This window comes from Actinacidiphila acidipaludis (assembly GCF_019890725.1).
Classification (GTDB): domain Bacteria; phylum Actinomycetota; class Actinomycetes; order Streptomycetales; family Streptomycetaceae; genus Actinacidiphila; species Actinacidiphila acidipaludis.
On record NZ_JAINZZ010000009.1, the window covers coordinates 56,244 to 81,538 of the forward strand.

Sequence of the window (25,295 nt, forward strand, 5' to 3'; positions counted from 1 at the left end):
CGGGCGGGGGCCGTCGTGGAGCAGGATCTTGGAATGGAAAGCACGGCACGTACGGCCCGGGAAGTCCGGCGCCTTCCCAAAGCACACCTGCACCTGCACTTCACCGGGTCGATGCGGCCCGCCACCCTGCTGGAGCTGGCCGACCGCGACGGGGTCCACCTGCCCGAGGCGCTGACCTCGGGCGAGCCGCCGAAACTGCGCGCCACCGACGAGCGCGGCTGGTTCCGCTTCCAGCGGCTCTACGACATCGCCCGCTCGTGCCTGCGCACCCCGGAGGACATCCAGCGGCTGGTCCGCGAGGCCGCCGAGGAGGAGGTGCGGGACGGTTCGGGCTGGCTGGAGATCCAGGTCGACCCGACCTCGTACGCGCCGCGGCTCGGTGGCCTGATCCCGACCCTGGAGATCATCCTCGACGCGGTGCACACCGCCTCGCGGGACACCGGGATCGGCATGGCCGTGGTCGTCGCCGCCAACCGCATGAAACACCCGCTGGACGCCCGCACGCTGGCCCGCCTCGCGGTCCGCTACGCCGACAGCGGGGTGGTCGGCTTCGGCCTCTCCAACGACGAACGCCGGGGCCTGGCACGGGACTTCGACCGCGCCTTCGCCATCGCCCGGGAGGGCGGCCTGCTGGCCGCCCCGCACGGCGGGGAGCTCGCCGGGCCGTCCAGCGTCCGCGACTGCCTGGACGACCTGCACGCGCAGCGGGTCGGCCACGGGGTGCGGGCCGTGGAGGACCCGGCGCTGCTGCGCCGGCTCGCCGACGCCGGTGTGACCTGCGAGGTCTGCCCGGCCTCCAACGTCGCCCTCGGCGTCTACGAGAAGGCCGAGGATGTCCCCCTTCGGGTGATGTTCGAGGCCGGCGTGCCGATGGCGCTCGGGGCCGACGACCCGCTGCTGTTCGGCTCGCGGCTGGCCGCCCAGTACGAGATCGCCCGCGAGGTGCACGGCTTCGGTGACGACGAACTGGCCGAACTGGCCCGCCAGTCGGTGCACGCCTCCCGCGCCCCGCAGGACGTCCGTGAGCGGCTGCTCGGCGGCATCGACGACTGGCTGGCGGCGCCGCCCGGGGCCGGCGAGTCCGCGGGAGCGGCGCCGGGGGTGGCGCCGCGGGCGGCACGGGGGTGACGGTCGGGCCCGGGCGCGGCCCGGGCCTCTCTTGGCCGGACGGCCGGACGGCCGGACGGCCGGACGGTCAGACGGTCAGACGGTCAGAGCCGGACGCCCACCGTCACAGGCTCGTTGACCAGGGTCACGCCGAACGCGGCGCGGACGCCGTCGCGGATCTCACGGGCCAGCGTCAGCAGGTCCTGCGCGGTGGCGCCGCCCCGGTTGGTGAGGGCCAGCGTGTGCTTGCCGGAGAGCCTGGCGGGTCCCGTGCCGTGGCCCTTGGTGAACCCCGCCTTGTCGATCAGCCAGGCAGCCGACAGCTTCGTACGGTCGGTGCCGTCCGGGTACGCGGGCGGGGTGACGTCCGCGCCGAGCCGGGCGTGCGCCCGCTCCAGGAACGCGGCGTACTCCTGCGGGTCCAGCACCGGGTTGGTGAAGAACGAGCCGGCCGACCAGGTGTCGTGGTCGTCCTCGGCCAGCACCATGCCCTTGGCGGAGCGCAGCGCCAGCACGGTCTCCCGCGCCTTGGCCAGCGGCACCCGGTCGCCGGCCTCCACGCCGAGCGCCCGGGCCGTCTCGGGGTACTTCACGGGTGCGGACATGCCGCCCGCGTCCTCCAGCCCGAACCGCACCCGCAGCACCACGTGCCGCGCCGGGTCGGCCTTGAAACGGCTGTGCCGGTAAGCGAAGCCGCACTCCCCACCGGCCAGCGTCACCGTCTCGCCGTGGAGGCGGTCGTACGCGACGACCTCGGTGATCGTGCTGGACACCTCCTGGCCGTAGGCGCCGACGTTCTGGATCGGGGTGGCGCCGGCCGACCCCGGGATCCCCGCCAGGCACTCGATTCCGGCCAGTCCCTCGCGCACGGTGGCCGCGACCGCGTCCGACCAGTTCTCCCCCGCGGCCAGCTCCAGCCGCGTACCGCTCAGGGTCACGCCCTGCGTGGCGATGCGGATGGCGGTGCCGTCGAACCCCTCGTCGGCGATCAGCAGGTTGCTGCCGCCGCCGATCAGCAGGACGGGCTCCTGGCGGGCGTCGGCCGCCCGCACGGCCTCGACCAGCTCGTCGTCCGTCCGGGCCGTCACGAGGCGGGCGGCCGGCCCGCCCACGCGGAAGGTGGTGAGGGGGGCGAGGGGGGTGTTCTCCATAACGTGCACCGTTTCATTATGTCCAAGGGGTGATCCGTGGGGCTCGGGCAGCCAGGCCTCGGCTTTTTTCACCCACCCCCCACCCGGTGCTCCCTTACGCCGGGCTCGGGACTCCGGTGATGGCGTCGGGGCGTCGGCGGCTGCCGGCTGGTGGGGGGTGAATCAGGTACAGCCGGGCGGAGGCAGCGCTGCCCGAGGCTAACGCGCCACCGTCACCGCGGCCCGAGCCGACCCCGGCACCCCCTCCTTCCGCAGCGCCGGCGGCACCGCCCGCCCACCCCGCGGAAGGAGCAGCGCGGCCACCACGGCCGCTCCCAGCACCCCGGCCCCCACCCAGAGCGCCGGCGTCAGGCCGGCGACGAACTGCGCCGGCGCCCCGTAACCCCCGTTCGCCGAGAAGATCGAGCCGAGGACGGCGATGCCCAGCGCCCCGCCCACCTCGCGCAGCGCGTTGTTCGCCCCGGAGGCGATCCCCTGCTCGGGGCCACGGACGCTGGACATGACCAGGTTGGTGGCCGGCGCGATGAACAGCGCCATGCCCGTACCGCTGATGATCAGCGCGGGGAGCTGCGCCAGGTAGGAGACGTCGGGCGAGATCACCAGTGCGAACCACGCGAGTCCGACGGCCTGCAGCGCGAGTCCGGCCGCGACGACCGGGCGGCCGCCGATCCGGTCGGAGAGGAAGCCGGCGATGGGCGCGACGATCATCGGCATGCCGGTCCACGGCAGCATCCGCAGACCCGCCTCGGTGGGCGAGTAGCCGACGACGTTCTGCAGGAACTGGCTGAGCAGGAAGATCGAGCCGAACATGCCGGTGAACATCAGGCCGCTGGCCGCGTTGATCGCGGAGAAGGCCCGGCCGCGGAAGAGCCGCATGGGCAGCATCGGGTTCCGGGCCACCACGCCGTGCCGGATGAACGCGGCGACGAGGATCGCGCCGCCGATGAGCCCGCCGAGCACCCGGGCGCTGGTCCAGCCGTGCGAGGTCGCGTTGACCAGGGCGAAGACGATGCCGAACAGGCCGAGGCTGACCAGGGCGGTGCCGCGGCCGTCGAGCCGGGCGCCGGGTGCGGTGGACTCGGCCAGCCGCAGGCGGGCCAGCGGGACGAGGGCGATGCCCAGCGGCACGTTCAGCCAGAAGATCCACTGCCAGGACAGGTGCTGGGTGAGGCTGCCGCCGATGAGCGGTCCGCTGGCGACGGCCAGTCCGTTGACGGCGCCCCAGATGCCGAAGGCGGCGCCACGGCGTTCCGCGGGCACGGCCGCGGTGAGCAGGGTGAGGGTGAGCGGCATCATGATCGCCGCGCCGACGCCCTGGACAGCGCGGGCGGCGATCAGTTCGCCGATGCCCGGGGCCATCGCGGCCGCGGCGGACGCGCCGGTGAAGACGCCGAGTCCGATGACGAACAGCCGGCGGCGGCCGAACCGGTCGCCGAGCGCCGCGCCGAACATGAGCAGGACCGCGAAGGTGAGCGTGTAGGCGTTGACGGTCCATTCGAGGTCGGACAGCGCGCCGCCGAGATCCTTGCGGATGGACGGGAGCGCCGTGGTGACGACGAGGTTGTCGAGCGCCGCCATGAAACCGGCCACGCTGGTGATGATGAGCGCCCAGGCGGCGGAGCCGGGCCGTCGTGCTGCTTGCTGGTTCATCGTTTCCCCTGAGTTAGTTATTGATGACTAACTTTTACGGTCATGAAGAAGCCCGGACGGGCCGGGCCCGCGGGTCACTCGGGCCGCGCCGACTCGTAGAACCCCTCCCAGTTGCGGTGGCCGGCCGGATACCCCAGGCAGACCAGCGTGTTGACGAGCATCCCGTAAGCCAGGAACTGCGTCGTCTCGTCCACGTCCGCGCCGAGCTCGATGTGCACGGCGTCCCACAGCTCCTGCCAGGCGCGGCGCACGGCCTCGCCGAACTCGCGGTCCCCCTCGGCCTCGGCGGCGGCCACCGCGACGTACGTCTGCATCTGCATCAGCAGGCGCTCGGGGTCGTCGTGGATCAGTTTCTGGTAGGCGGTGGCCATGGCGCCCAGGCGCTCCTCCACCGGCAGCCCCTTGGCCGCCTCGGTGAACACCTCGGTCGTGGTGGCGATGCAGTACTGCGACGCCGCCAGGAAGATGGCCTGCTTGTTCGGGAAGAGCCGGAAGAGGTACGGCTGCGAGACGCCCACGCGGCGCGCGATCGCCTCGGTGGAGGTGCCGTTGTACCCGCCGTGGGCGAACTCGCTCATCGCCGCACGGATGACGCTCTCGCGCCGCTCCTCTGCGCTCATCCTGACCATGGATCCTAAGTTAGTGGCCAATCACTACCTAGTCAAGACGGACGCATGGGTAAGGGGCGCCCCGCAGCGAGGACGCCCCTTACCCGGCTGTATCGAAGGCCCGGCCAGCCGTCAGGCCGACCGGCCGGACGGCCGGTTCGTCAGGCCGACCGGCCGGACGGCCGGTTCGTCAGGCCAGACGGACGACGGCGCGCGACATGCCCAGGACCTTCTGGCCGGCGCTCGTCGCGGTCAGGTCCACCCGGACCCGGCGGTCGTCCAGCTTCGCGGCGACCTTGGCGGTCACCTCCACGACCGCGCCCTGGTCGTCGTTGGGCACGACGACCGGCTTGGTGAACCGGACGCCGTACTCCACCACCGCGCCGGGGTCGCCCACCCAGTCGGTCACGACGCGGATCGCGGAGGCCATGGTGAACATGCCGTGCGCGATGACGTCGGGCAGACCGACCTCCCGGGCGAACTTCTCGTTCCAGTGAATGGGATTGAAATCACCGGAGGCGCCCGCGTAGCGGACCAGGGTGGCCCGGGTCACCGGGAAGGTCCGGGCCGGCAGTTCGGTGCCGACCTCGATGTCGTCGTACGCGATCGTGGCCGCCATCACGCCTCCCCGCCCGTCGTGTCCTCGCCCGCCGCCCGCGCGACCAGCTTCGTCCAGGCGGTCACCACGTGCTCGCCCGACTCGTCGTGGACCTCGCCGCGGATGTCCAGGATGTCGTTGCCGGCCAGCGACTTGATCGCCTCGATGGTCGAGGTGACGGTCAGCAGGTCGCCCGCCCGCACCGGCCGGGTGTAGGCGAACTTCTGGTCGCCGTGCACCACGCGGCTGTAGTCCAGCCCCAGGTCGGGGTCCTGGACCACAACGCCGGCCGCCTGGAAGGTGATCGCGAAGGGGAAGGTGGGCGGTGCGATGACGTCGGGGTGCCCGAGCGCCTTGGCCGCCTCCCGGTCGGTGTAGACCGGGTTCGCGTCGCCGATCGCCTCGGCGAATTCGCGGATCTTCTCCCGGCCGACCTCATAGGGGTCGGTGGGCGGATAACTGCGCCCGACGAAGGACTGGTCCAGGGCCATCGGCACCTCCGGTGCGGAAACGTCGCCAGCGAAAAGGTCGTTGTCGCGGCAAACCGCGAGGCCGCCCCCGGTGTGTGACACGGGAACGGCCTCGTGGTGAAGTTACGGCCTGGCGCGTACGGCGGTGTGACCCGGCTGGACCGGGATCGCCATGCCCGCCGTACTGCGGCAGTGCGGGGAACGGAGCGTCAGCGCGTTTCGCGGTGCGCGGTGTGCGCGTTGCAACGCGGGCAGTGCTTCTTCATCTCCAGGCGGTCCGGGTCGTTACGCCGGTTCTTCTTGGTGATGTAGTTCCGCTCCTTGCACTCCACGCAGGCCAGCGTGATCTTCGGGCGGACGTCGGTGGCGGCCACGTGAGTGCTCCTTGACGAACAGGTGAAATGAACACAGGAATAGTAGCCGACCGAGGGACCGAACCCGCAATCGGCTACGGAGAGTAGCGGCGACCGGACTTGAACCGGTGACACAGCGATTATGAGCCGCTTGCTCTACCGACTGAGCTACGCCGCTTCGATGAACTGGCCCCCGCCATGACAGCGGGGAACCGATCCACCAGAGCCCCAATACGGAATCGAACCGTAGACCTTCTCCTTACCATGGAGACGCTCTACCGACTGAGCTATTGGGGCGAGCGAGGAAGACATTACACGGTCCGCAGCGATACGTGAAATCCGTATCCGGCAGGGCACATCGGGCCCCTCGGACACGTGAACCCGGCCGTCCGGGACCGCCACACCGGTACGACTAATCCGCACCTTCCGGGTCGTACCGGTCAGTCGCGGCACCGCGCCCTAGGCTCGGTCCGCGTGATCTTGCCTCCCGACGACGCCCGCCCGCCCGGCCTTTGCTGACGTCGGACCTCTGCCGACGCCGGACACGGCCGAGCCCGCACCCGGAGGAGCGCGATGACCGACAGCCCCCGTGACAGCCGGCACGAGACCGCCGAGGAGACCGCCACCCTGCTGCTGTGCGGGGCGCGGCTCGTCGACGGCCGGATCGTGGACGTGCGCCTCAGCGGGCCGCGGATCGAGGCCGTCGGCACCGCCGGCAGTCTCGGCGCGGTGTCCGGCCGTTCGGGCCGGGCCGCCGAGGGCGCCCGGATCGACCTGCGCGGCTACCTGCTGCTGCCCGCACCCGTCGAACCCCACGCCCACCTCGACCTGGCGCTGACCGCGGGCGGCCCCCCGTCGGGCGATCCGGAGGACGTCCAGCGCCGGGCGATCGAGGCGGCGCTGCTCCAGCTCGGCCACGGCGCCACCGCCGTCCGCTCCCATGTGCGGATCGGCGACGTCCAGGGGCTGCAGGACCTGGAGGCGGTGCTCGCCGCCCGCCGGGCGCTGCGCGGACTGGTCGACGTGCAGGTGGTCGCGGTGCCGCGGCTGCTCACCGGCGCGGCCGGCGCCGACAGCTACGCGATGCTGCGGGACGCGCTGAAGATGGGGGCCTGCGCGGCGGGCGGCTGTCCCGACCTCGACCCGGACCCGAGCGGGTACGCGGAGGCCGTGCTGTCGCTCGCCGCCGAGTTCGGGGTGCCGGTCGACCTGCACACCGCGGCCGACGACCCGGCGCGGCTGGCCCGGCTGGCGGCGATGGCCGGCGGGATGCGGCCCGGCGTCACCCTTGGTCCCTGCCACGGCCTGGGCGCCCTGCCGTCCCAGGTGGTGACCGCGACCGCCGAACGGCTGGCCGCCGCGGGCGTCACGGTGGCCGCGCTCCCCCAGGGCGGCTGCGCGCTGACGGACCGCGGCGGCGTCGCGCCGGTCCGAGCGCTGCGGGCGGCGGGCGTCCGGGTGTGCGCGGGCAGCGGTTCGCTCGGCGACCTCGGCAACCCGGTGGGCCGCGGCGACCCGCTGGAGGCGGCCTTCCTGCTGGCCTCGCACGGCGCCTGCGGGCCACTGCGGTCGTACGACCTGATCAGCGGCCAGGCCCGGGCGGCCCTCGGCCTGTCCGACGTCCGCGTGGAGGCCGGTTTCCCCGCCGAGTTGCTCGCGGTGCGCGGCGACGGCGTGGCCGCGGTCCTCTCCCTGGGCTACAGCCGGATCGTCATCCACCGAGGCCGCGTGGTCTCCCGCACCAGCGCCGTCCGCGAGTACTGCGACTCGGCGGGTGAGACGCCCCTCGACCTCCCACGTCAGGCGCACCGCGAGGCGTAACGTCGCGGCATGCGTACGGTGATCGCAGGTGGACACGGACAGATCGCGCTGCGGCTGGAGCGGCTGCTCACGGCACGCGGCGACAGCGTGGCCGGGCTGATCCGCAACCCGGCCCAGGCGGACGACCTGAGGGCGACGGGCGCCGAGCCCGTGGTGCTGGACCTGGAGTCGGCGAGCACCGACCAGGTGGCGGCCGTGCTGCGGGGCGCGGACGCGGCGGTCTTCGCGGCGGGCGCGGGCCCGGGCAGCGGGGTCGAACGCAAGCAGACGGTCGACCGTGACGCGGCGGTCCTGCTCGCGGACGCGGCCGAGAGCGCCGGCGTGCGCCGGTTCCTGATCGTCTCCTCCATGGGCGCGGACGCGCGGTCCGAGTATGCCGACGAGACCTTCCGCGCCTATCTGCGGGCCAAGGGCGCGGCCGACGACGCGATCCGCGCGCGGGACGGGCTGGACTGGACGGTCCTGCGGCCGGGCGCGCTGGTCAACGACGCGGGCACCGGCCGCATCCGGCTCGCGCCGAGCACCGGCCGCGGCTCGGTCCCCCGGGACGACGTCGCCGCGACCCTGGTGGCGCTGCTGGACGCCCGGAACACGGTGGGCGCGACCCTCGAACTGGTCTCCGGCGAGTCCTCGATCGACGAGGCGGTCCGGGCGGTGACCTCGGGCTGAGGCCCGCCCGGGGGCGCCGGCGGATCGTCAGAGGTGGCCGGCGCCCGGACGGTCCCGGGTGGAAGCGGTGCGCCCGCCCCCGTGACGGTCACTGGTAGAAGTTGCGCTCCCAGCGGTGCTTGGCGAGCTTCGCGAGGGTGTCAGCGCAGAGCAGCACCCCGTCGCTGACGGCCACGTTGCGCTCGACGTTGCGGACGCTGCGCATGCCCGGGATCACGGTGGAGACCGCGGGCGCGCTCAGCACGAACCGCAGCGCGGCCTCCGCCACCTCCTCGGTGCCGATGCCCAGGTCGGCGGTCAGCGCGTCGACGTGCGCCTCGACCTGGGCCGGACGGTCGCCCTTGAAGTAGCGGTTGCGGAAGTCGCCTTCGGGGAACGTGGTGCCGGCCGTGATGCGGCCGGTCAGCCCGCCCTCGTCGAGGGCGACGCGCACGATCACGCCGACGCCGTGCTCCTCACAGGCCGGGAACAGCGCGTCGGCCGGCGCCTGGTCGAAGATGTTGTAGATGACCTGCACGCTGTCGACGACGCCGCTGCGGACCAGGGCGAGGGCGTTGTCCGGCTCGTGGTCGTTGATCGACACCCCGAACTGGCGGATCAGGCCCTCCTGCTTGAGCTCCGCGATGGTCTCCAGCCAGTCGCCGCGGCCCACCCACTCGTCGCTCCAGACGTGGAACTGCAGCACGTCGAAGTGGTCGAGGCCGCTGGCCCGCAGACTGGTCCGCAGGCTCTCGCGGATGTGCGAGCCGGGGAACGTCTCGGCCGGGTCGAGGCCCGCGGGCGCCGGCCAGACCCCGTTGAGCGGCGGCACCTTGGTGGCGACCAGCACCTCGCCGTCGCGGCCGGCGCGCTCGCGCACCACCTGGCCGACGATCCGCTCGCTCTCGCCGTAGCCGCGCGCGGTGTCGATCAGGTTGACGCCGAGGTCGAGCGCCCGGTGCAGCGCACGCAGCGACTCCTCCTCGGTGGCCCCGATCCAGGCGGACTCCCCGATCCCCCAGGCTCCGTAGCCGATCTCCGACACCTGCAGGCCGCCGCGGCCGAGCGGGCGATAGCGCATGAGGACTCCTCGCGCGAGTGATCACGTCATGGACCGGGTGAAGATAGCAGCAGCGTGTGACGGGCCGGGGAGCGTCGGGCGGCGCGTGCGGTCCGGCTCTTCGTCACGGGCCGTTTCGGCTCGCGCGGCCCGGACGCGTGCTCTCCGCGGATCGGGCCCGGCCCCGGGTGCGCCCCGCCGACGGGGGCGCGGCGGGGCGCAGCGGGGGGTGGGGCCACCATGCACCCGCGGTCAAAGGTGTGGCCATACGCCAATCGGCGCAGAGGAAGGGGTTCCGCATCCCCGGGCTCCCCGCCCCGCGTGACGGGAACTCAGGAAGCAGGTCGCGTGGTGGGCAGTGCTGTCGCGCGGCGCTGCCGACGTGTGTTCGCGCGCCGCGGAGCCATGCGCACCCGCACGTGCGTCAGAAACCCCGGCACTGGGCGCTCGCGAAGGGGCCGGTGGCGGTGGCGGTGTAGGTCTTGCCCTGGACGGCCACCGAGCACGTCGCGGTTCCGCCCGAGGAGCCCAGGGTGACGGTCAGGGCGCCGCCCTTGGAGAAGCCGGTGGTGGTGACCACCTTCTGCCACGGGAGCACCACACCCGTCTGGCGGGCCGCGGTGATGACCTGGTTGTCCCAGGTGGAGTAGGTGACGTCCACGTTGTGGGCCGAGCCGGTCACGCTGTAGCGGACGGAGACGGGCTGTGAGGACTCGTGGTGGGCGAAGGTGGCGAGGGCGGCGATGCCGGCGACGACGACCACCGCCACGGCCAGCACGATCCACGGCCACTTCCGCCGGGGCGGCGGGTTGAGGTGGTGACCCCCGGGCGGGGGCGTGCCCGGGGCCGTACCGCCCTGCGGCGGGTGGCTCCCCTCCGAGGGCGTGTCCGGCGACCCTGCGACGTGGGGTGCTCGCTCCGGCGGGGGTTCCTGCCCTGACGTCGGCACACTCATTCATTCAGGGTGCGACGGGCTGCCGCGTCCTGCGACCGGAGCGGGGCGGCCGTGCCGGTGTCCGGAGCCGCCCGCAGGTGGACCAGCCGCGGTGCCGGCGAGTCATACCGGCTCCGCGGCTGCCTGTTCCCACCACAGGAGGACCGGGACAGCCCGCACATCCGCCCAAGCACAGCGGGCCGTCCCGGCTCCCCCGTCTTCTGACCGCTCCCGCGGACCTCATGCATCACGTCACCACCCGCCGGCGCACCACCCGGAGGAGCCCAACTCCCGCAGGACGGCGGCCCGAACACGAAGAAACCCTCCCCGGCCAGCATCACTGCTGGTCAGAGAGGGTTTCTCCCTAAGCGTGGCGGCACGTGGATTCGAACCACGGTAGGCTAAGCCGACGGATTTACAGTCCGCTCCCATTGGCCACTCGGGCATACCGCCATGGGACGACGCCCTGGAGCCGGATCCGCTGAGGCGGTGCTCCGTGGCGACGACGTAAACGATACCCGATCCTCAGGGGTGGTTCGCCACCGGATTGATCAGGGCTCGGGCGGGGGAGATGGCTAGGTCCTGCCTGGCAAATAGCGCCGTCCGCCCGAAGGGCGGGGCCCGCGGCGTCTGGTGCGTGCGATCGCAAGGCGGAGGGAGGAGAGCGCAGCGGGCTGCGCTGACGACCGACAACGCAGCGAGCGTGCGTGCCAGACACCGCGGGACAGGCGGGATTTGCCAGGCAGGGCCTAGGCTTCGGGGTGGCGGTGCCGGGTCCGGAGACGGGGCCGGGGCCGCGGACGGCACCCCGGTGCCGCACCCAGGGAAGAAGCAGGGAACACAGCCAAGGAGCCCACAGAACATGGCCGACTCCAGTTTCGACATCGTCTCGAAGGTCGAGCGGCAGGAGGTCGACAACGCCCTCAACCAGGCCGCCAAGGAGATCTCGCAGCGGTACGACTTCAAGAACGTCGGGGCGTCGATCTCGTGGTCGGGCGAGAAGATCCTCATGGAGGCGAACTCCGAGGAGCGCGTGAAGGCGATTCTGGACGTCTTCGAGACCAAGCTGGTCAAGCGGGGGATCTCGCTGAAGGCGCTGGACGCGGGTGAGCCGCAGCTCTCCGGCAAGGAGTACAAGATCTTCGCGTCGATCGAGGAGGGCATCTCCCAGGAGAACGCCAAGAAGGTCGCGAAGATCATCCGTGACGAGGGCCCGAAGGGCGTCAAGGCCCAGGTCCAGGGCGACGAGCTGCGGGTCAGCTCGAAGAGCCGGGACGACCTCCAGGCCGTCCAGGCGCTGCTGAAGGGCAAGGACCTCGACTTCGCCCTGCAGTTCGTCAACTACCGGTGATCTGCCGATAAGCCCGGTCCCGGGGCGGCGGCCACCCGCCACCGCCCCGGCCGCCTCAGGCGGCCGTCAGCTCCCGCACGACGCGGAGCGCCTCCTCCACGTGCGGCCCGATGTTCGCCATCGACGAGAACGTGTGCCGGATGACGCCGTCCCGGTCGATGACGAAGGTGATGCGCCCCGGGACGACGCCGAGCGTCGTCGCCCCGTACTGCTTCCGCACGGCCCGGTCCTTGTCGGACAGCAGGATGAACGGCAGTTCGTGGCGGCCGGCGAACTTCTCGTGCGACTCGACGCTGTCCGAGCTGATCCCGATGACCTCGGCGCCGGCGTCGCTGAAGCACTCGTAGTTGTCGCGGAAGCTGCATGCCTCCGCCGTGCAGCCCCGGGTGTTGTCCTTCGGGTAGAAGTAGAGCACCACGACCCTGTCGGCCAGCTTCTCGCTGAGCGTGACCGGCGCCCCCGACTGGTCGGGGAGCGTGAAGTCCGGTGCCGTCTCGCCGACTTGCAGGCTCATCGCCATCTCCTTGGCTCGTGACCGCGGCGCCGGCGCCGCGGCTCACGGCCATCCTCGCGCACCGGGCGGTCCTGCCGTTACCCGCGGTCGCGGCGCCGGCGCCCGCCGCCGCAGGCGCAGCGCTTTCCACCCTCGGAGTCAGCGCCTACCGCCCCCGGAGCCGGCGACGGCCGGCCTCGGGGTCAGCGCGTGGCGAACGGCTGGTCCGTGGGCACGATCTCCCGGCCCAGCGGCATCAGCGACAGCGGCAGCAGCTTGAAGTTCGCGATGCCGAACGGGATGCCGATGATCGTGATGCACAGCGCGACCCCGGTGACGATGTGGCCCAGGGCCAGCCACCAGCCGGCCAGGATCAGCCACAGCACGTTGCCGATCAGTGAGCCGGCGCCCGCGTCCCGGCGTTCGACGGTGGTGTAGCCGAACGGCCACAGGGCGTAGACGCCGATCCGGAAGGCCGCGATGCCGAACGGGATACCGATGATCGTGATGCAGAGAATGAGCCCGGCCACGAAGTAGCCGAGGCACATCCACAGACCGCACAGCACCAGCCATATGACGTTGAGGATGGTCTTCATCGTGTGGGCCCTGCCATTTCCTGGAGTCGCGCGATGCGATCGGCCATGGGCGGGTGGGTGGAGAACAGCCGCGAGACGTCGCCCGGACGAAAGGGGTTGGCGATCATCAGGTGGCTGGTGGTCTCCAGCTCCGGACGCGGCTGCAGCGGGAGCTGCTTGGTTCCAGTCTCCAGCTTGTGCAGCGCCGACGCGAGGGCGAGCGGATCTCCGGTGAGCCGGGCGCCCGACGCGTCCGCCTCGTACTCCCGCGACCGGGAGACGGCCAGCTGGATGAGCGAGGCGGCCACCGGGCCGAGGATGGCGAGCAGGAGCAGGCCGATGATGCCCGGCCCGTCGTCGTCCTCGGAGCGTCCGATCGGCAGGAACATGGCGAACTGGGCCAGGAAGACGATCGCCGAGGCGAGGGCGCCGGCGACCGAGGAGATGAGGATGTCCCGGTTGTAGACGTGGCTCAGCTCATGGCCCAGGACGCCGCGCAGCTCCCTCTCGTCGAGGATGCCGAGGATGCCGGAGGTGCAGCAGACCGCGGCGTTGCGCGGGTTGCGTCCCGTGGCGAAGGCGTTCGGCGCGTCCGTGGGCGATATGTACAGCCGGGGCATGGGCTGGCGGGCGCTGGTCGACAGCTCCCGCACGATGCGGTACAGCGCGGGTGCCTCGAACTCGCTGACCGGCCGGGCGCGCATGGCCCGCAGCGCGAGCTTGTCGCTGTTCCAGTAGGCGTAGGCGTTGGTGGCCAGGGCGATGACGAGGGCGATGATCAGTCCGGTACGGCCGAACAGGCTGCCGATGAACAGGATGAGTGCGGACAGAACGCCGAGAAGTACGGCGGTCTTCAACCCGTTGTGCCGGCTGTGCACGGTGCGCCCTCCAAGGTGTGCTGCGGGGGAACCTCCCCCTCAGGAGAACCTCCTGGTCTGGTCAACGCCACCCGAGCGCCGTTAGTTCCCTTGTGCGCACGCTGCGCGACGACCCCGCCGGTCTCCCCCGCAACAGGCGGCACCGGAAGGTGCCGCCGGGCTACAGCAGGGTGCCCTGGGCGTAGCGCAGCACGAGCTGCGGCGCTCCGGACAGCGCGATGCCCGCGACGGTGGTCAGGGCGATGGCCACGGCCAGGCCGAGAGGCGTCCCGCCGGCCGCTGCCCCCGCCGCAGGTGCCGCGGCACCGGCTGCCCCAGGCGTCTGCCCCGGGACCGCGCCGGCAACCCGGCCGCCGCCCGAAGCGCCCTCCGCACCCCCGCCGCGCACCGCGGCGCCCACCGCGGCCTGGTCCGGAGCCGCTTCCGTACGGGTGAACAGCAGCGCGGTCCACCGCAGGTAGTACACCAGGGCGATCACGACGTTGACGGCCATGATCACCGCGAGCCAGCCGTGCTGGGCGCCGACCGCGGAGGAGAAGACCGCGACCTTCGCGAACAGACCGATGACGCCCGGCGGCAGACCGGCCAGGCAGAGCAGGAAGAAGGCGAGCGCGAGGGCGGCGAGCGGACGGCGCCCGTACAGCCCGCGGTAGTCGGCGAGCCGGCCGCGCGGCGCCGTACGGGTGACCAGGGCGGCGACGGCGAACGCCCCGAGGTTCACCACGCCGTACATCAGCGCGTACGCCACCGTGGTGCCGATCTCGTGCGCGGGGTCGTGCGCCGAGGAGGCGGCGGCCATCGGCACCAGCAGATAGCCCGCCTGGCCGATGGAGGACCAGGCCAGCAGGCCGACGGCGCCGCGTTCGGCGTCGGGCCGCTGCCGCAGGGCGCCGACGTTGCCCACGGTCATGGTGAGGGCGGCCAGCACCCCGAGCGCCGGGCCCCACACGTCCGCGTACGGCCGGAAGGCGACGACCGTGAGCAGGATCAGCCCGGAGAAACCGGCCGACTTGCCGACCACCGACAGGTACGCGGCGACCGGCAGGGGCGCGCCCGTGTAGGTGTCGGGCACCCAGAAGTGGAAGGGCGCGGCGGCGAGTTTGAAGGCGAAGCCGACGAGGGTGAGGGCCACGCCCACCTTGGCGAGGTGGTCGAGCTGCCCCGGGGTGTGGCCGAGGGCGTGCGCGACCTGGGACAGGTTGACGGTGCCGGTGGCCGCGTACACGAAGCTGATGCCCAGCAGGGACACGGCCGTGGCGGTGACCGAGGTGAGGAAGAACTTCAGGGCGGCCTCGCCGGCCAGCCGGTCACCGCGGCGCAGCGCGACCAGGGCGAAGGCCGGAAGCGTGGTGACCTCCAGCGCGACGATCAGCGTGATCAGGTCGCGGGAGGCGGGCAGCAGGGCACCGCCCGCGGCCGAGGAGAGCAGCAGGAACCAGTACTCGCCGCTGGGCAGCGTGCCGGTGGCGTCCGTCGTGCCGGTGGTGAGCGACAGCAGGACGGTGAGCAGGGCGCCGCCGAGCACCAGGGCCTGGACGACGAGCGCGAAGTGGTCGGCGGTGTACGAGCAGGCGGCGCCCGGGGTCTGGCAGAAGGTGCTGCGGTGGCCGTCGCGCAGCGGCACCAGGGTGAGGGCGGCGGCCAGCAGCCCGGCGGCGGACAGCCAACCGAGCAGGGCCTTGCGCTCCGGCGGCATGAACAGGTCGGCGACGAGCACCACCAGGGCCAGCGCCGCCGGGATCACCACCGGCGTCACCGCCACCCAGTCGACGGACTGCACGAGCGACGGCATCAGTTGCCTCCGAACAGGGTGCGGACGGCCGGTTCGGTGAGGCCGAGCAGGACGGCGGGCCACAGCCCGGCGACGACGGTGAGGGCGGCGAGCGGGGTCCAGGCGGCGAACTCGTAGCCGCGGACGTCCGCGAGGACGGGCCGGGCCTCGGCGGTCTCCCGGTCGCCCATGCACACCCGGCGGAGCACGGTCAGCAGGTAGGCGGCGGTGAGCAGGGTGCCGAAGGCGGCGATCGCCGTGAACGTCAGATAGGCCGGCCGGCTGAGTCCCGCGGCGGGCTTGAAGGACCCGAACATCGCGAGCATCTCGCCCCAGAAGCCGGCCAGGCCCGGCAGTCCGAGCGAGGCGACGGCGGCGAAGGCGAGCAGCCCGCCCAGGCGGGGGGCGCGGCCGTAGAGGGCGGCGCCGGTGCGGCCGGACAGCTGGTCGAGGTCGCTGGTGCCGTAGCGGTCCTTGACGGCGCCGACGAGGAAGAAGAGCAGGCCGGTGATGAGGCCGTGGGCGATGTTGGCGAACAGGGCGCCGTTGACGCCGGTCGTGGTCAGGGTGGCGATGCCCAGCAGCACGAAGCCCATGTGGCCGACGGAGGAGTAGGCGATCAGCCGCTTGAGGTCGCCGCCGTTGCCCTGCCGGGCGAGCGCGAGGCAGGCCAGCGATCCGTAGACGATGCCGATGACGGCGAACGCGCCCAGGTAGGGGGCGTAGGTGTGCATGCCGCCCGGGGTCTCGGGCAGCAGGATCCGCACCATGCCGTAGGTGCCCATCTTCAGCAGCACGCCGGCCAGCAGCACCGAGCCGACGGTCGGGGCGGCGGTGTGGGCGTCCGGCAGCCAGCTGTGCAGCGGCCACATCGGCGCCTTCACGGCCAGACCGAGACCGACCGCGAGAGCCGCGATCAGTTGCGTGGAGTGACTGAGATGTGACCCGTTGTCAGTGGCGAGTGTCACCATGTCGAACGTGCCCGCTTTCACGCCGATGAGGAGCAGGCCGAGCAGCATGATCACGGAGCCGAGGACGGTGTACACGATGAACCGCAGCGCCGACCGTTCGCGGTCCTGGCCGCCCCAGCGGGCGATGAGGAAGTACATCGGGATGAGCACCGTCTCGAAGGCCAGGAAGAACAGCATCAGGTCGAGCACGGCGAAGGTGGCGAGGGTGCCCGTCTCCAGCAGGAGCAGCAGCGCCACGAACGCCTGGGGCCCCAGGCCCTTGGGCAGCGAGAAGCAGGAGTAGAGCGCGCACAGGAAGGTCAGCAGCGCGGTCAGGACGAGGAGGGGGAGCGAGATGCCGTCGACGCCGAGGTGGAAGTGGATCCGCAGCGCGGGGATCCAGTCGAGGTCGGTGGTGGCCTGCATGGTGCCGGGGTGGTCGTGGTCGAACCCGGCGGCGAGCACCACCGCGAGGACGAGCACGGCGCCGGTGACGATGACGCCGAGGCCGAGCAGGGCCTGCTCACGGGTGCGGCCCATGCGCAGCGCGCTCGGGATCGGCAGCAGGGCGCCCGCGGCACCGAGCAGCGGCAGCCCGAGCATCGCCACGAGGACGTACTGGAGGGCGGTGTCGTTCACGGGATCTCACGCTCCGACGGCGACGATGACGGCGAGGACGACCGCACCGGCCAGCAGCGCGCCGAGGTACGTCTGGACGTTTCCGGTCTGGGCTTTGCGGACGGCCGCGCCGAGCAGCTTCGGTGTGCCGCCGGCGCCCTTGACGTAGGTCTCGACGACGTCGCGGTCCAGGAAGCGCACCAGGCTCGCGGCGGCGAGCACCGGCCGCACGAACAGCACGCCGTAGACGGCGTCGAGGTGGAAGCCGTGGGCGGCGGACCGGTGCAGCGGCCCGAGCAGCAGCCGGCCGGGGTCGCCGAGGTCCTCGGCGGACGCCACGTCGCCGTACACCTCGGCGTGCGTGTCGATCGCCTCGGCCTCGACGAGGGCGGGCTCGGCGTCGGCGGGTTCCGCGACGACGGCGCCGATCGGGTTGGCCCCGCGGATCGCGGCGGTGCCCTGCCAGGCGGCGTAGGCGACCAGCACGCCGACGGCGGCGAGTCCCGTGCCCAGCACGGAGGTGGTCAGCACCGGGCCGAGCCCGTCACCGGAGGGGCCGCCGAACCAGTGGGGCAGCTCGCGGTAGGTGAGCCCGCCGAACGCCACGGTGGGCAGCGCCAGCACCCACAGCACGGTGGTCATCGCCAGGGGCTGCCGGCCGTGGTCGGGGACCTCCGGGCCGCTGCCGCGGAAGGCCAGCAGGAACAGGCGGGTGGCGTAGGCGCCGGTGAGCACGGCGGTGACCAGGGCCGCCACGAGCACGGTCCAGCCGACCGCGGAGGGCACGTGCGCGGTGTCGCCGGCCGAGGCGTGCTCGGCGGCCCGCAGCACCGACTCCTTGGAGAAGAAGCCGGAGAGCGGGGGCAGCGCGGCGAGGGACGCCAGGGACAGGCCCATCGTCCACAGGGCGTCGGGGATGCGCCGGCCCAGGCCGCCCATGCGGGACATGGCGGTCAGCGAGTTGGTGCCGGCGGCGTGGATGACGACACCGGCGCCGAGGAAGAGCAGCGCCTTGAAGGCGCCGTGGGACAGGAGGTGGAAGACCGCGGCCCGGCGGTCGCCGACGGCCAGGGCGCCGGCCATGTAGCCGAGCTGGCCGATGGTCGAGTAGGCCAGCACGCGCTTGATGTCGTCCTGGGCCAGCGCGGCCAGGCCGGAGCCGATCATGGTCACGGCGGCCATCGCCGCGAGCACCGCCAGTGCCGCGGCGGAGGCGGTGAACACCGGCAGCAGCCTCGCCACCAGGTAGATGCCGGCGGCGACCATGGTCGCGGCGTGGATCAGCGCGGACACCGGGGTGGGGCCGGCCATCGCGTCGGGCAGCCAGGTGTGCAGCGGGAACTGCGCCGACTTGCCGGCGACCCCGGCGAGCAGCAGCAGGGCGACGACCGTCGGGTGGTGCAGCCGCCCGTCGGCGGCGGCCGCCAGGATGCCGTTGATCCGGAAGGTGCCGGCGTCCGCGCCGAGCGCGAACACGCCGATCAGGAAGGGCACGTCGCCCAGCTTGGTGACCAGGAACGCCTTGATCGAGGCCGCCCGGGCGGTCTCGGTCTCCCAGTAGTGGCCGACGAGGAAGTACGAGCAGATGCCCATGACCTCCCAGCCGACGAGCAGCACCATCAGGTCGCCGGTGTAGACGACGAGCAGCATCGCGGCGGTGAACAGGGACACCAGCCCGGCGTACGACGGGTAGCGCGGGTCGTCGCGCAGATACGCCAGCGAGTAGACCTGCACACAGGTGGCGACCAGGCCGACCAGGACGGCGATGAGGACGGAGAAGCCGTCCAGGTGCAGGGCCAGGTCGACCGGCACCGAGCCGGTGGTGGCGAGCCGGTGGGCCGCGTCGGTGGGGGCGCCGGTGCCCTGCCGCGCGGCGACGACCGCGGCGAGCACGAACGAGGCGGCGGTGGGCAGTACGGCGAGGGGCCGGACGAAGCCGGGAGCGCTCCGGCCCAGGAGCAGGCCGGCCGCCGCGCCCAGGAACGGCAGGAGGGGGACGAGCGCGGCTAGGGCGGTCAGGGTCACGCGGTGGCCTCTGCCTTCTCGTCGCCGGCGGTCGTGCCGGGCCCGTCCGGGTCCTCGCCGGCCCCGGGCCGCCCGGTGCCGTCCCCGCGGGGTCCGGCCGGGTCGGCGAGGGCGGTGAGGCGGTCGATGTCGGAGCTGCCGCGGTTGCGGTAGACCAGCAGCACGATCGCCAGTCCGAGGCCGATCTCGGCGGCGGCGATGGTGATGGTGAAGAGGGTGAGCGCCTGGCCGGCGTGCAGGGTGTCGCGGAGCCACACGTCGAAGGCGACCAGATTGAGGTTGACGGCGTTGAGCATCAGCTCGACGGACATCAGGACCAGGATCGCGTTGCGCCGGGCGAGCACGCCGTAGACCCCGACGCAGAAGAGCAGTGCGGCGAGGACGGCGGGATAGGCGAGGTGCATTACTCCGTCTCCTTGCCGCCGTCTGTGCGGCGCGAGAGCACGATCGCGCCGACCAGCGCGGCCAGCAGCAGCACCGACAGCGCTTCGAACGGCAGCACCCAGTGCCGGAACAGGCTGGTGCCGGTGGCGTGCGAGGTGCCCTGCACGGCGCCGTGCAGGTTGATCCAGGTGGAGCGGAAGGCGTCCACCACCACCCACACCAGGGTGACCGCGGCCGCTCCGGCGACCCCGACGGCCACCCACCGGTTGCCCGAATCGGCGTCCGGCGAGCGGCCGATGGGCGCCTTGGTGAGCATGAGCCCGAACAGCAGCAGCACGACGACCGAACCGACGTAGATGAGCACCTGGACCCAGGCGATGAACTCGGCGGTGAGCAGCAGGTACTCCACGGCCAGGCCGCCGAGCGCGACGACCAGCCACAGCGCGGCGTGCACCAACTGCTTCGTGGTGACGGTCAGCAGGGCGGCGCCGAGGGTCGCGAGGCCGACCAGGACGAAGGTGATCTCGACGCCGGTGGGTGACAGGAAGCCCGGGTGGTGGGCGGCGGCGGCCAGCACGGTGCCGGGGTTCATGCGTCGCCCTCCCCCGGCCGCTGCTCCCGGCCCTCGTCCTGGTCCTGCTTCTGGTCCTGCTTGTTGTCCTGCTTCAAGTCCTGCTTCAAGTCCTGCTTGTCGTCCTGTTCCTGCGCGGCGCGGGCCGCGGCGGCCTTCTCCGCGGACTTGCGGGCGGCCGCGATCTCCTTCGGTTCCTCGGCCGCGGGGTCGAGGGCCGGCGGGGCGGGCACGGTCCACATCCACTCGCGCAACTTGTCGCGCTCATGGGTCAGATCGAGGATGTCGGTCTCCGCGTACTCGAACTCCGGTGACCAGAACAGCGCGTCGAAGGGACACACCTCGATACAGATACCGCAGTACATGCAGAGCGAGAAGTCGATGGCGAACCGGTCGAGCACATTGCGGCTGCGCTCCCGTCCGCCGGGCGCGGCCGGCGGCACCGTCTCCTTGTGGGAGTCGATGTAGATGCACCAGTCGGGGCACTCGCGCGCGCACAGCATGCAGACCGTGCAGTTCTCCTCGAACAGCGCGATCACGCCGCGCGAGCGGGGCGGCAGTTCGGGCTGCGCGTCCGGGTACTGCGCGGTGACCGACCGCTTCGTCATCGTCTTCAGGGTGACGGCCAGGCCCTTGGCCAGACCGGATCCGGGGATACCCATGACTACGAGATCACCACCTTGACGACGCCGGTCAGGGCGATCTGGGCGAGGGACAGCGGGATCAGCACGGTCCAGGCGAGCTTCTGGAGCTGGTCCTCGCGCAGCCGCGGGTAGCTGACCCGCAGCCAGATGACCACGAACGCCAGCACCGCGGTCTTCAGCAGGGTCCACAGCCAGCCGACGCTGCCGGCCCAGGGGCCGTGCCACCCGCCGAGGAACAGCACGGTGGTCAGCCCGCACAGCACGACGATCCCGGCGTACTCGGCGAGCAGGAACAGGGCGAACCGCAGTCCGGTGTACTCGGTGTAGGCGCCGAAGATGATCTCGGAGTCGGCCACCGGCATGTCGAACGGCGGCCGTTGCAGCTCGGCCAGGCCCGCGCAGAAGAACACCAGGCCGCCGACGAGCTGCCACAGCGTCCACCACCAGTGGTACGACTCGACGATCCCCGGCAGCGACAGGGTGCCGGCCGCCATCGCCACCGAGGCGGCGGCCAGCAGCATCGGCAGCTCGTAGGCCATCAGCTGGGCGGCGGTGCGCAGGGCGCCCAGCAGCGAGAACTTGTTCGCCGAGGCCCAGCCGGCCATCAGCGAGCCGAGCACGCCGACGCCCATCACGGCCAGCACGAAGAACAGCCCGGCGTCCAGCGCCTGGCCGACGAAGCCGTGCGGGCCGACCGGGATCGCGATCAGCACCAGCAGGTACGGCAGCAGGGCCACGGCGGGCGCGAGCTGGAAGACGCGGCGGTCCGCGTCGGCCGGGACGACGTCCTCCTTCTGCGCGAACTTCACCCCGTCCGCGACGAGCTGGGCCCAGCCGTGGAAGCCGCCCGCGTACATCGGGCCGAGCCGCCCCTGCATGTGGGCCATCACCTTGTGCTCGGTCTGGCCGACGACCAGCGGCAGCACGAGGAACACGACGAGGACGGCGATCAGCCGCAGCACGACGTCGAGCGTGTCGTTCAAGCGGAATCGCCTCCGGCGCGGTGTTCGTCGTCTTCCTCGGCCCCGTCCGAGCCGCCGGCCCCCCGGTTCTCGCCTCCGGCGCGGTGCCCAGCGCCCGGTTCGGCCTTGCCCTTGGCAGGAGCTTCGCCTCCGGCGCGGGGTTCGGCCTCCGGCCCGGCTTCGCCTCGGGCGGCGGGCCCGGCATCCGGTTCGGCCTTGCCTGCGGCAGACGGTGCGAGTCCGGCGCGGGGCTCGGGCTCCCGCCCGGTTTCGCCTCCGGCAGGAGACTCGGCAGCTCGCTGGTGTTCGGGGGCGGGGCGGGGGCTGGACCAGGGGGCGTCGCTGGTGGCGGGACGGCGGGGCGGGCGCTCCGCGGGGGCCTGGCTGGCGGAGCCCTCGGCGGCGGTGCGGGTGCGGCGGGGCGGGCGCTCGGCGGGGGGCTGGCTGGCGGAGCCCTCGGCGGCGGTGCGGGTGCGGCGGGCCGGGCGTTCGGCGCGGGTCGGGGCAGGGGGGAGCTGGCCCTTGAGGGGGCCCCATTCGTTGGGGTCGGGCACGCCGGGCGGCAGCATCTGCCGCCGCTTGGGCCCGCCGTCGTGGGACTCCCCCGGCTCCTTCGCCCCGGGCCACGCCTTGGCCACACGGGCGGCCAGCACGAAGTCCTTCCGCAGCGGGTGCCCCTCGAACTCCGGGGGCAGCAGCAGCGGCGCCATGTCGGGGTGCCCGGCGAACTCGACGCCGAACATCTCGTGGGTCTCGCGCTCGTGCCAGGCCGCGCCGGCGTAGACGTCGGTCGCCGTGGGCACGGCGGGCGCCTCGTGCGGGACGGTGGTACGCAGCATCAGCCGGCGCACGCCGCCCTCGATCCGCACCACGTGGGCACAGATCCGGAACCCGGTGCCGGGCTCGTCGACCGCGCTGAGCCAGTCGAAGAAGGTGCAGCCCAGCCCGTCGCGGGCCACGGTCAGCGCCGCGATCCACGACGCGGGCGGCACGTCGACGGTCAGCAGGCCGTACGCCTCCGCGGCCGTCGCGCCCTCGCCGAAGATCTCCGCGTCGGCGTCCGGCAGCCGGTCGAACCCGGTCACTGCCCACCCGCTTCCGGGGCGGCGGGCGGCTGGACCAGTCCGCTGGTGAGCGCCGCGGCGTCGGGCCGGCCGGCGGCGGGGCCGGAACGGTACCGCTCGCCCAGCGACTCGCGGGCGATCTTCTCCTGCAGCTTGAGGATGCCCTGCAGCAGCGCCTCGGGCCGCGGCGGGCAGCCGGGCACGTAGACGTCGACGGGGATGATCTGGTCGACGCCCTTGGTGACCGAGTACGAGTCCCAGTACGGGCCGCCGCAGTTGGAGCAGGCGCCGAAGGAGATGACGTACTTCGGCTCGGGCATCTGCTCGTACAGCCGCTTGACGGCCGGCGCCATCTTGTCGGTGACCGTGCCGGAGACGACCATCAGGTCGGCCTGCCGCGGGCCGGGCGCGAACGGGATCACGCCCAGGCGGATGAAGTCGTGCCGCGCCATGGACGCGGCGATGAATTCGATGGCGCAGCAGGCCAGGCCGAAGTTGAAGACCCACAGGCTGTAGCGGCGGCCCCAGTTCAGGACCACCTTCATCGGTTCGGGTGCCAGCCGGGCGAGCGGGCCCAGCCGGCGCGGTTCGGGCAGCAGCTGTGCGCCGGACCCGCCGGGGGTTCCCGCGGCCGGTGCGGCGCCGGGTGTCACGTCCATTCGAGTACGCCCTTCTTCCAGGCGTAGAGCAGTCCGACGGCCAGGAAGCCGAGGAACACGAACATCTCCACCAGCGTGGTCCCGCCGAAGCCGGGTGCGGCGAAGACGGTGGCCCACGGGAAGAGGAAGATCGCGTCCACGGCGAAGATCACATAGAGGTACGAGTAGACGTAGTAGCGGATCTGGGTGTGCGCCCAGCCCTCGCCGACCGGGTCGACCCCGCACTCGTAGGTGAGCAGCTTCTCCGGCGTCGGCGCCACCGGCCGCAGCAGGTGCCCGGCCGTGAAGGCCGCCGTCACGAAGAGCACTCCGACGACCGCGACCAGGCCGACGACCGCGTAGCCGTGGAAGTAGTCCACGTCCGTCCGCTCCTCGTTCCCTCGTGTGCCGTGGTGTCCAGTGATCCCGAGGGATCTTTAGACGATTTATACGGAGGGAGTCTAGGCCCTGGCTTCACCGGCCCTTCCGGCCGCCCGGAATGCAGGCCCGCCCGGCCCTCACGTACCCGCTGACCGGGGGATAACCCCACCTCCGTCGGAGCGCGCACCCCATGGCGCGCGCGGCCTCCGTCCCGGCAGGCTTGGGGCATGAACGCCTCGCCGCACCCCGGGCCGACCGGGCAGCCCTCCCTCCATCCTGACGCCCCGGGCGGCACCATCGACCGGCTGCCCCCGCCGCGGATGGCCTTCGACGCCGTGACCTGGAAGGAGATCGCCTTCCTGCTGCTGAACCTGCCGGTGGTGATCGTCGGCTTCGTGTACGTGGTCACGGTGCTCGCGGTGGGTCTGGGCCTGTCGGTGACGGTGATCGGGCTGCCCCTGCTGGCGTTCGGCCTGATCGGGTGCCGGGGCCTCGGCTCGCTGGAGCGGGCCAGGGCGCGGACGATGCTGGGCGTGCACGTCGACGAGCCGCGGCCGCTGCGACCGGGCAGGCTGGGCTTCCTGCCGTGGCTGTGGGCGTCGCTGAAGGACCCGGTCGCCTGGCGGCACGCGCTGTACTTCGGCTGCCGGCTGCCGTGGGGCATTCTGACCTTCACGGTCACCCTGACCTCGCTGTTCGTGCTGTGGCCGGTGCTGCCCTTCCTCGCCCGGGGCATGGCCACGGTGGACCGGGCGATGGTGCGCGGGCTGCTGCAGCCGTCGAGCGAGCTGGAGATGCGGATCGCCGAGCTGGAGTCGGACCGCGGGGTCGTGGTGGACACCGCGGCGGCCGACCTGCGGCGCATCGAGCGGGACCTGCACGACGGCGCCCAGGCGCGGCTGGTGGCGCTGGCCATGGGCCTGGGCCTGGCCAAGGAGAAGCTGCTGGAGGACCCGGAGGCGGCGGCGCAGATGGTCGGCGAGGCGCACGGCGAGGTCAAGCTCGCCCTGCAGGAGCTGCGTGACCTGGCCCGCGGCATCCACCCGGCGATCCTCACCGACCGCGGCCTGGACGCCGCCCTGTCGTCGGTCGCCTCGCGCTGCACGGTGCCGGTCGCGGTCAGCGTGGATCTGCGGGCCAGGCCCGCGGAGGCGATCGAGGGCATCGCGTACTTCACGGTCTCCGAGCTGCTGCAGAACGTCTCCAAGCACAGCCGGGCCCAGCGCGCCTGGGTGGACCTGTGGCGGGCCGACGAGCGGCTGATGATCCAGGTGCGGGATGACGGGCAGGGGGGTGCCGACACGTCGTCGGGATCGGGGCTCGCGGGCCTGGCGGAACGGCTGGGCTCGGTCGACGGGCTGTTCGTGGTGAGTTCGCCGCCGGGTGGCCCGACGGTGGTGACGGCCGAACTGCCGTGGCGCGACCGCGACTTCCGCAAGCCGGCGCCGGCCAGGCGCTGACCCGCGGACGCCGCGAGCCCGCGCACCGGCCGTGGCCCGGCGAGCCCCAGGTCACCCGGGGTGCCGCGGGACCTTCCGGCAGCCGCCGCGAGGTAGGGGTAGCCCCACCCCGAAGAGGCCGATCCGCACC

The 25,295-nt window shown here is 72.6% G+C and carries 26 protein-coding genes and 3 tRNA genes; 5 read left to right on the top strand and 24 right to left on the bottom strand.

All coding sequences use genetic code 11. The annotated features are described in order from the left end of the window. The first annotated feature begins 33 nt into the window (after positions 1 to 33). On the top strand, positions 34 to 1,128 hold the full coding sequence (locus tag K7862_RS10680) for an adenosine deaminase (RefSeq protein WP_222962237.1): 1,095 nt from the start codon (positions 34 to 36) through the stop codon (positions 1,126 to 1,128). A gap of 83 nt (positions 1,129 to 1,211) precedes the next feature. On the opposite strand, the gene K7862_RS10685 is transcribed toward K7862_RS10680, so the two are convergent. The 8 genes from K7862_RS10685 to K7862_RS10720 form a co-directional block, all read right to left on the bottom strand. Next, entirely contained in the window at positions 1,212 to 2,267 is a 1,056-nt protein-coding gene (locus K7862_RS10685) for a UDP-N-acetylmuramate dehydrogenase (protein ID WP_222962238.1), read from the bottom strand. 189 nt (positions 2,268 to 2,456) lie between these two features. Then, complete coding sequence (locus tag K7862_RS10690; RefSeq protein WP_222962239.1) at positions 2,457 to 3,908, bottom strand: DHA2 family efflux MFS transporter permease subunit; 1,452 nt, start codon at positions 3,906 to 3,908, stop codon at positions 2,457 to 2,459. 74 nt (positions 3,909 to 3,982) lie between these two features. After that, on the bottom strand, positions 3,983 to 4,537 hold the full coding sequence (locus tag K7862_RS10695; protein WP_222962240.1) for a TetR/AcrR family transcriptional regulator: 555 nt from the start codon (positions 4,535 to 4,537) through the stop codon (positions 3,983 to 3,985). Between the two features lie 169 nt (positions 4,538 to 4,706). Beyond that, complete coding sequence (locus K7862_RS10700; protein ID WP_222962241.1) at positions 4,707 to 5,135, bottom strand: MaoC family dehydratase; 429 nt, start codon at positions 5,133 to 5,135, stop codon at positions 4,707 to 4,709. After that, positions 5,135 to 5,605, bottom strand: a complete 471-nt coding sequence (locus K7862_RS10705) for a MaoC family dehydratase N-terminal domain-containing protein (RefSeq protein ID WP_222962242.1) — start codon at positions 5,603 to 5,605, stop codon at positions 5,135 to 5,137. The genes K7862_RS10700 and K7862_RS10705 overlap by 1 nt, the downstream gene beginning before the upstream one ends. Before the next feature lie 188 nt (positions 5,606 to 5,793). Beyond that, positions 5,794 to 5,958 (bottom strand): 50S ribosomal protein L33, encoded by a 165-nt coding sequence (gene rpmG, locus K7862_RS10710; RefSeq protein WP_004571794.1) that lies wholly within the window; start codon positions 5,956 to 5,958, stop codon positions 5,794 to 5,796. Positions 5,959 to 6,042: 84 nt separating this feature from the next. Beyond that, a tRNA-Met gene (locus K7862_RS10715) sits at positions 6,043 to 6,115 on the bottom strand. A gap of 46 nt (positions 6,116 to 6,161) precedes the next feature. Then, positions 6,162 to 6,234: transfer RNA gene (locus tag K7862_RS10720), tRNA-Thr, on the bottom strand. Positions 6,235 to 6,510: 276 nt separating this feature from the next. Between K7862_RS10720 and K7862_RS10725 the strand changes: the two genes are divergently transcribed. Next, positions 6,511 to 7,758 (top strand): amidohydrolase family protein, encoded by a 1,248-nt coding sequence (locus K7862_RS10725; RefSeq protein ID WP_222962243.1) that lies wholly within the window; start codon positions 6,511 to 6,513, stop codon positions 7,756 to 7,758. A gap of 9 nt (positions 7,759 to 7,767) precedes the next feature. Then, positions 7,768 to 8,427, top strand: coding sequence for an NAD(P)H-binding protein (locus tag K7862_RS10730; protein WP_222962244.1), 660 nt, complete (start codon positions 7,768 to 7,770; stop codon positions 8,425 to 8,427). A gap of 88 nt (positions 8,428 to 8,515) precedes the next feature. Here the strand turns inward: K7862_RS10730 and K7862_RS10735 are convergent, their stop codons facing one another. From K7862_RS10735 to K7862_RS10745, 3 genes are all read right to left on the bottom strand, one after another. Further along, positions 8,516 to 9,487: an aldo/keto reductase gene (locus K7862_RS10735; RefSeq protein WP_222962245.1), complete on the bottom strand. Its 972-nt coding sequence runs from the start codon at positions 9,485 to 9,487 to the stop codon at positions 8,516 to 8,518. Between the two features lie 403 nt (positions 9,488 to 9,890). Beyond that, the gene (locus K7862_RS10740) at positions 9,891 to 10,244 is read right to left on the bottom strand and encodes a hypothetical protein (RefSeq protein ID WP_222962246.1); all 354 of its coding nucleotides are present in this window, start codon (positions 10,242 to 10,244) and stop codon (positions 9,891 to 9,893) included. A gap of 527 nt (positions 10,245 to 10,771) precedes the next feature. Continuing rightward, positions 10,772 to 10,853: transfer RNA gene (locus tag K7862_RS10745), tRNA-Tyr, on the bottom strand. 409 nt (positions 10,854 to 11,262) lie between these two features. Between K7862_RS10745 and K7862_RS10750 the strand changes: the two genes are divergently transcribed. Beyond that, entirely contained in the window at positions 11,263 to 11,751 is a 489-nt protein-coding gene (locus tag K7862_RS10750; protein ID WP_075017196.1) for a YajQ family cyclic di-GMP-binding protein, read from the top strand. A 55-nt stretch (positions 11,752 to 11,806) separates the two neighbouring features. On the opposite strand, the gene K7862_RS10755 is transcribed toward K7862_RS10750, so the two are convergent. From K7862_RS10755 to K7862_RS10815, 13 genes are all read right to left on the bottom strand, one after another. Next, positions 11,807 to 12,265 (bottom strand): peroxiredoxin, encoded by a 459-nt coding sequence (locus K7862_RS10755; RefSeq protein WP_222962247.1) that lies wholly within the window; start codon positions 12,263 to 12,265, stop codon positions 11,807 to 11,809. Between the two features lie 182 nt (positions 12,266 to 12,447). Then, the gene (locus tag K7862_RS10760) at positions 12,448 to 12,840 is read right to left on the bottom strand and encodes a YccF domain-containing protein (protein WP_222962248.1); all 393 of its coding nucleotides are present in this window, start codon (positions 12,838 to 12,840) and stop codon (positions 12,448 to 12,450) included. After that, the gene (gene htpX, locus K7862_RS10765) at positions 12,837 to 13,697 is read right to left on the bottom strand and encodes a zinc metalloprotease HtpX (protein ID WP_222962249.1); all 861 of its coding nucleotides are present in this window, start codon (positions 13,695 to 13,697) and stop codon (positions 12,837 to 12,839) included. Before htpX ends, K7862_RS10760 begins: the two co-directional genes overlap by 4 nt. Before the next feature lie 160 nt (positions 13,698 to 13,857). Then, positions 13,858 to 15,489 (bottom strand): NADH-quinone oxidoreductase subunit N, encoded by a 1,632-nt coding sequence (locus K7862_RS10770; protein ID WP_222962250.1) that lies wholly within the window; start codon positions 15,487 to 15,489, stop codon positions 13,858 to 13,860. Next, positions 15,489 to 17,021 carry a complex I subunit 4 family protein gene (locus tag K7862_RS10775; RefSeq protein WP_222962357.1) on the bottom strand — a complete coding sequence of 511 codons (1,533 nt, stop codon included), beginning with the start codon at positions 17,019 to 17,021 and terminating at the stop codon, positions 15,489 to 15,491. The genes K7862_RS10770 and K7862_RS10775 overlap by 1 nt, the downstream gene beginning before the upstream one ends. A gap of 42 nt (positions 17,022 to 17,063) precedes the next feature. After that, the gene (locus tag K7862_RS10780; RefSeq protein WP_222962251.1) at positions 17,064 to 19,061 is read right to left on the bottom strand and encodes an NADH-quinone oxidoreductase subunit 5 family protein; all 1,998 of its coding nucleotides are present in this window, start codon (positions 19,059 to 19,061) and stop codon (positions 17,064 to 17,066) included. Continuing rightward, positions 19,058 to 19,465 carry an NADH-quinone oxidoreductase subunit NuoK gene (gene nuoK, locus K7862_RS10785; protein WP_222962252.1) on the bottom strand — a complete coding sequence of 136 codons (408 nt, stop codon included), beginning with the start codon at positions 19,463 to 19,465 and terminating at the stop codon, positions 19,058 to 19,060. Before nuoK ends, K7862_RS10780 begins: the two co-directional genes overlap by 4 nt. Continuing rightward, complete coding sequence (locus tag K7862_RS10790) at positions 19,465 to 20,037, bottom strand: NADH-quinone oxidoreductase subunit J family protein (RefSeq protein ID WP_222962253.1); 573 nt, start codon at positions 20,035 to 20,037, stop codon at positions 19,465 to 19,467. The genes nuoK and K7862_RS10790 overlap by 1 nt, the downstream gene beginning before the upstream one ends. Next, positions 20,034 to 20,678 carry a NuoI/complex I 23 kDa subunit family protein gene (locus K7862_RS10795; RefSeq protein ID WP_222962254.1) on the bottom strand — a complete coding sequence of 215 codons (645 nt, stop codon included), beginning with the start codon at positions 20,676 to 20,678 and terminating at the stop codon, positions 20,034 to 20,036. The genes K7862_RS10790 and K7862_RS10795 overlap by 4 nt, the downstream gene beginning before the upstream one ends. A gap of 2 nt (positions 20,679 to 20,680) precedes the next feature. Beyond that, positions 20,681 to 21,643: a complex I subunit 1/NuoH family protein gene (locus tag K7862_RS10800; RefSeq protein ID WP_222962255.1), complete on the bottom strand. Its 963-nt coding sequence runs from the start codon at positions 21,641 to 21,643 to the stop codon at positions 20,681 to 20,683. Then, on the bottom strand, positions 21,640 to 22,707 hold the full coding sequence (locus K7862_RS10805) for an NADH-quinone oxidoreductase subunit C (RefSeq protein WP_222962256.1): 1,068 nt from the start codon (positions 22,705 to 22,707) through the stop codon (positions 21,640 to 21,642). The genes K7862_RS10800 and K7862_RS10805 overlap by 4 nt, the downstream gene beginning before the upstream one ends. Next, positions 22,704 to 23,345, bottom strand: a complete 642-nt coding sequence (locus K7862_RS10810) for an NADH-quinone oxidoreductase subunit B (protein WP_222962257.1) — start codon at positions 23,343 to 23,345, stop codon at positions 22,704 to 22,706. Before K7862_RS10810 ends, K7862_RS10805 begins: the two co-directional genes overlap by 4 nt. Next, complete coding sequence (locus K7862_RS10815; protein ID WP_222962258.1) at positions 23,336 to 23,704, bottom strand: NADH-quinone oxidoreductase subunit A; 369 nt, start codon at positions 23,702 to 23,704, stop codon at positions 23,336 to 23,338. The genes K7862_RS10810 and K7862_RS10815 overlap by 10 nt, the downstream gene beginning before the upstream one ends. Positions 23,705 to 23,932: 228 nt before the next feature. Between K7862_RS10815 and K7862_RS10820 the strand changes: the two genes are divergently transcribed. Beyond that, positions 23,933 to 25,165 (top strand): sensor histidine kinase, encoded by a 1,233-nt coding sequence (locus K7862_RS10820; protein WP_222962259.1) that lies wholly within the window; start codon positions 23,933 to 23,935, stop codon positions 25,163 to 25,165. The last annotated feature ends 130 nt before the right edge of the window (positions 25,166 to 25,295 follow it).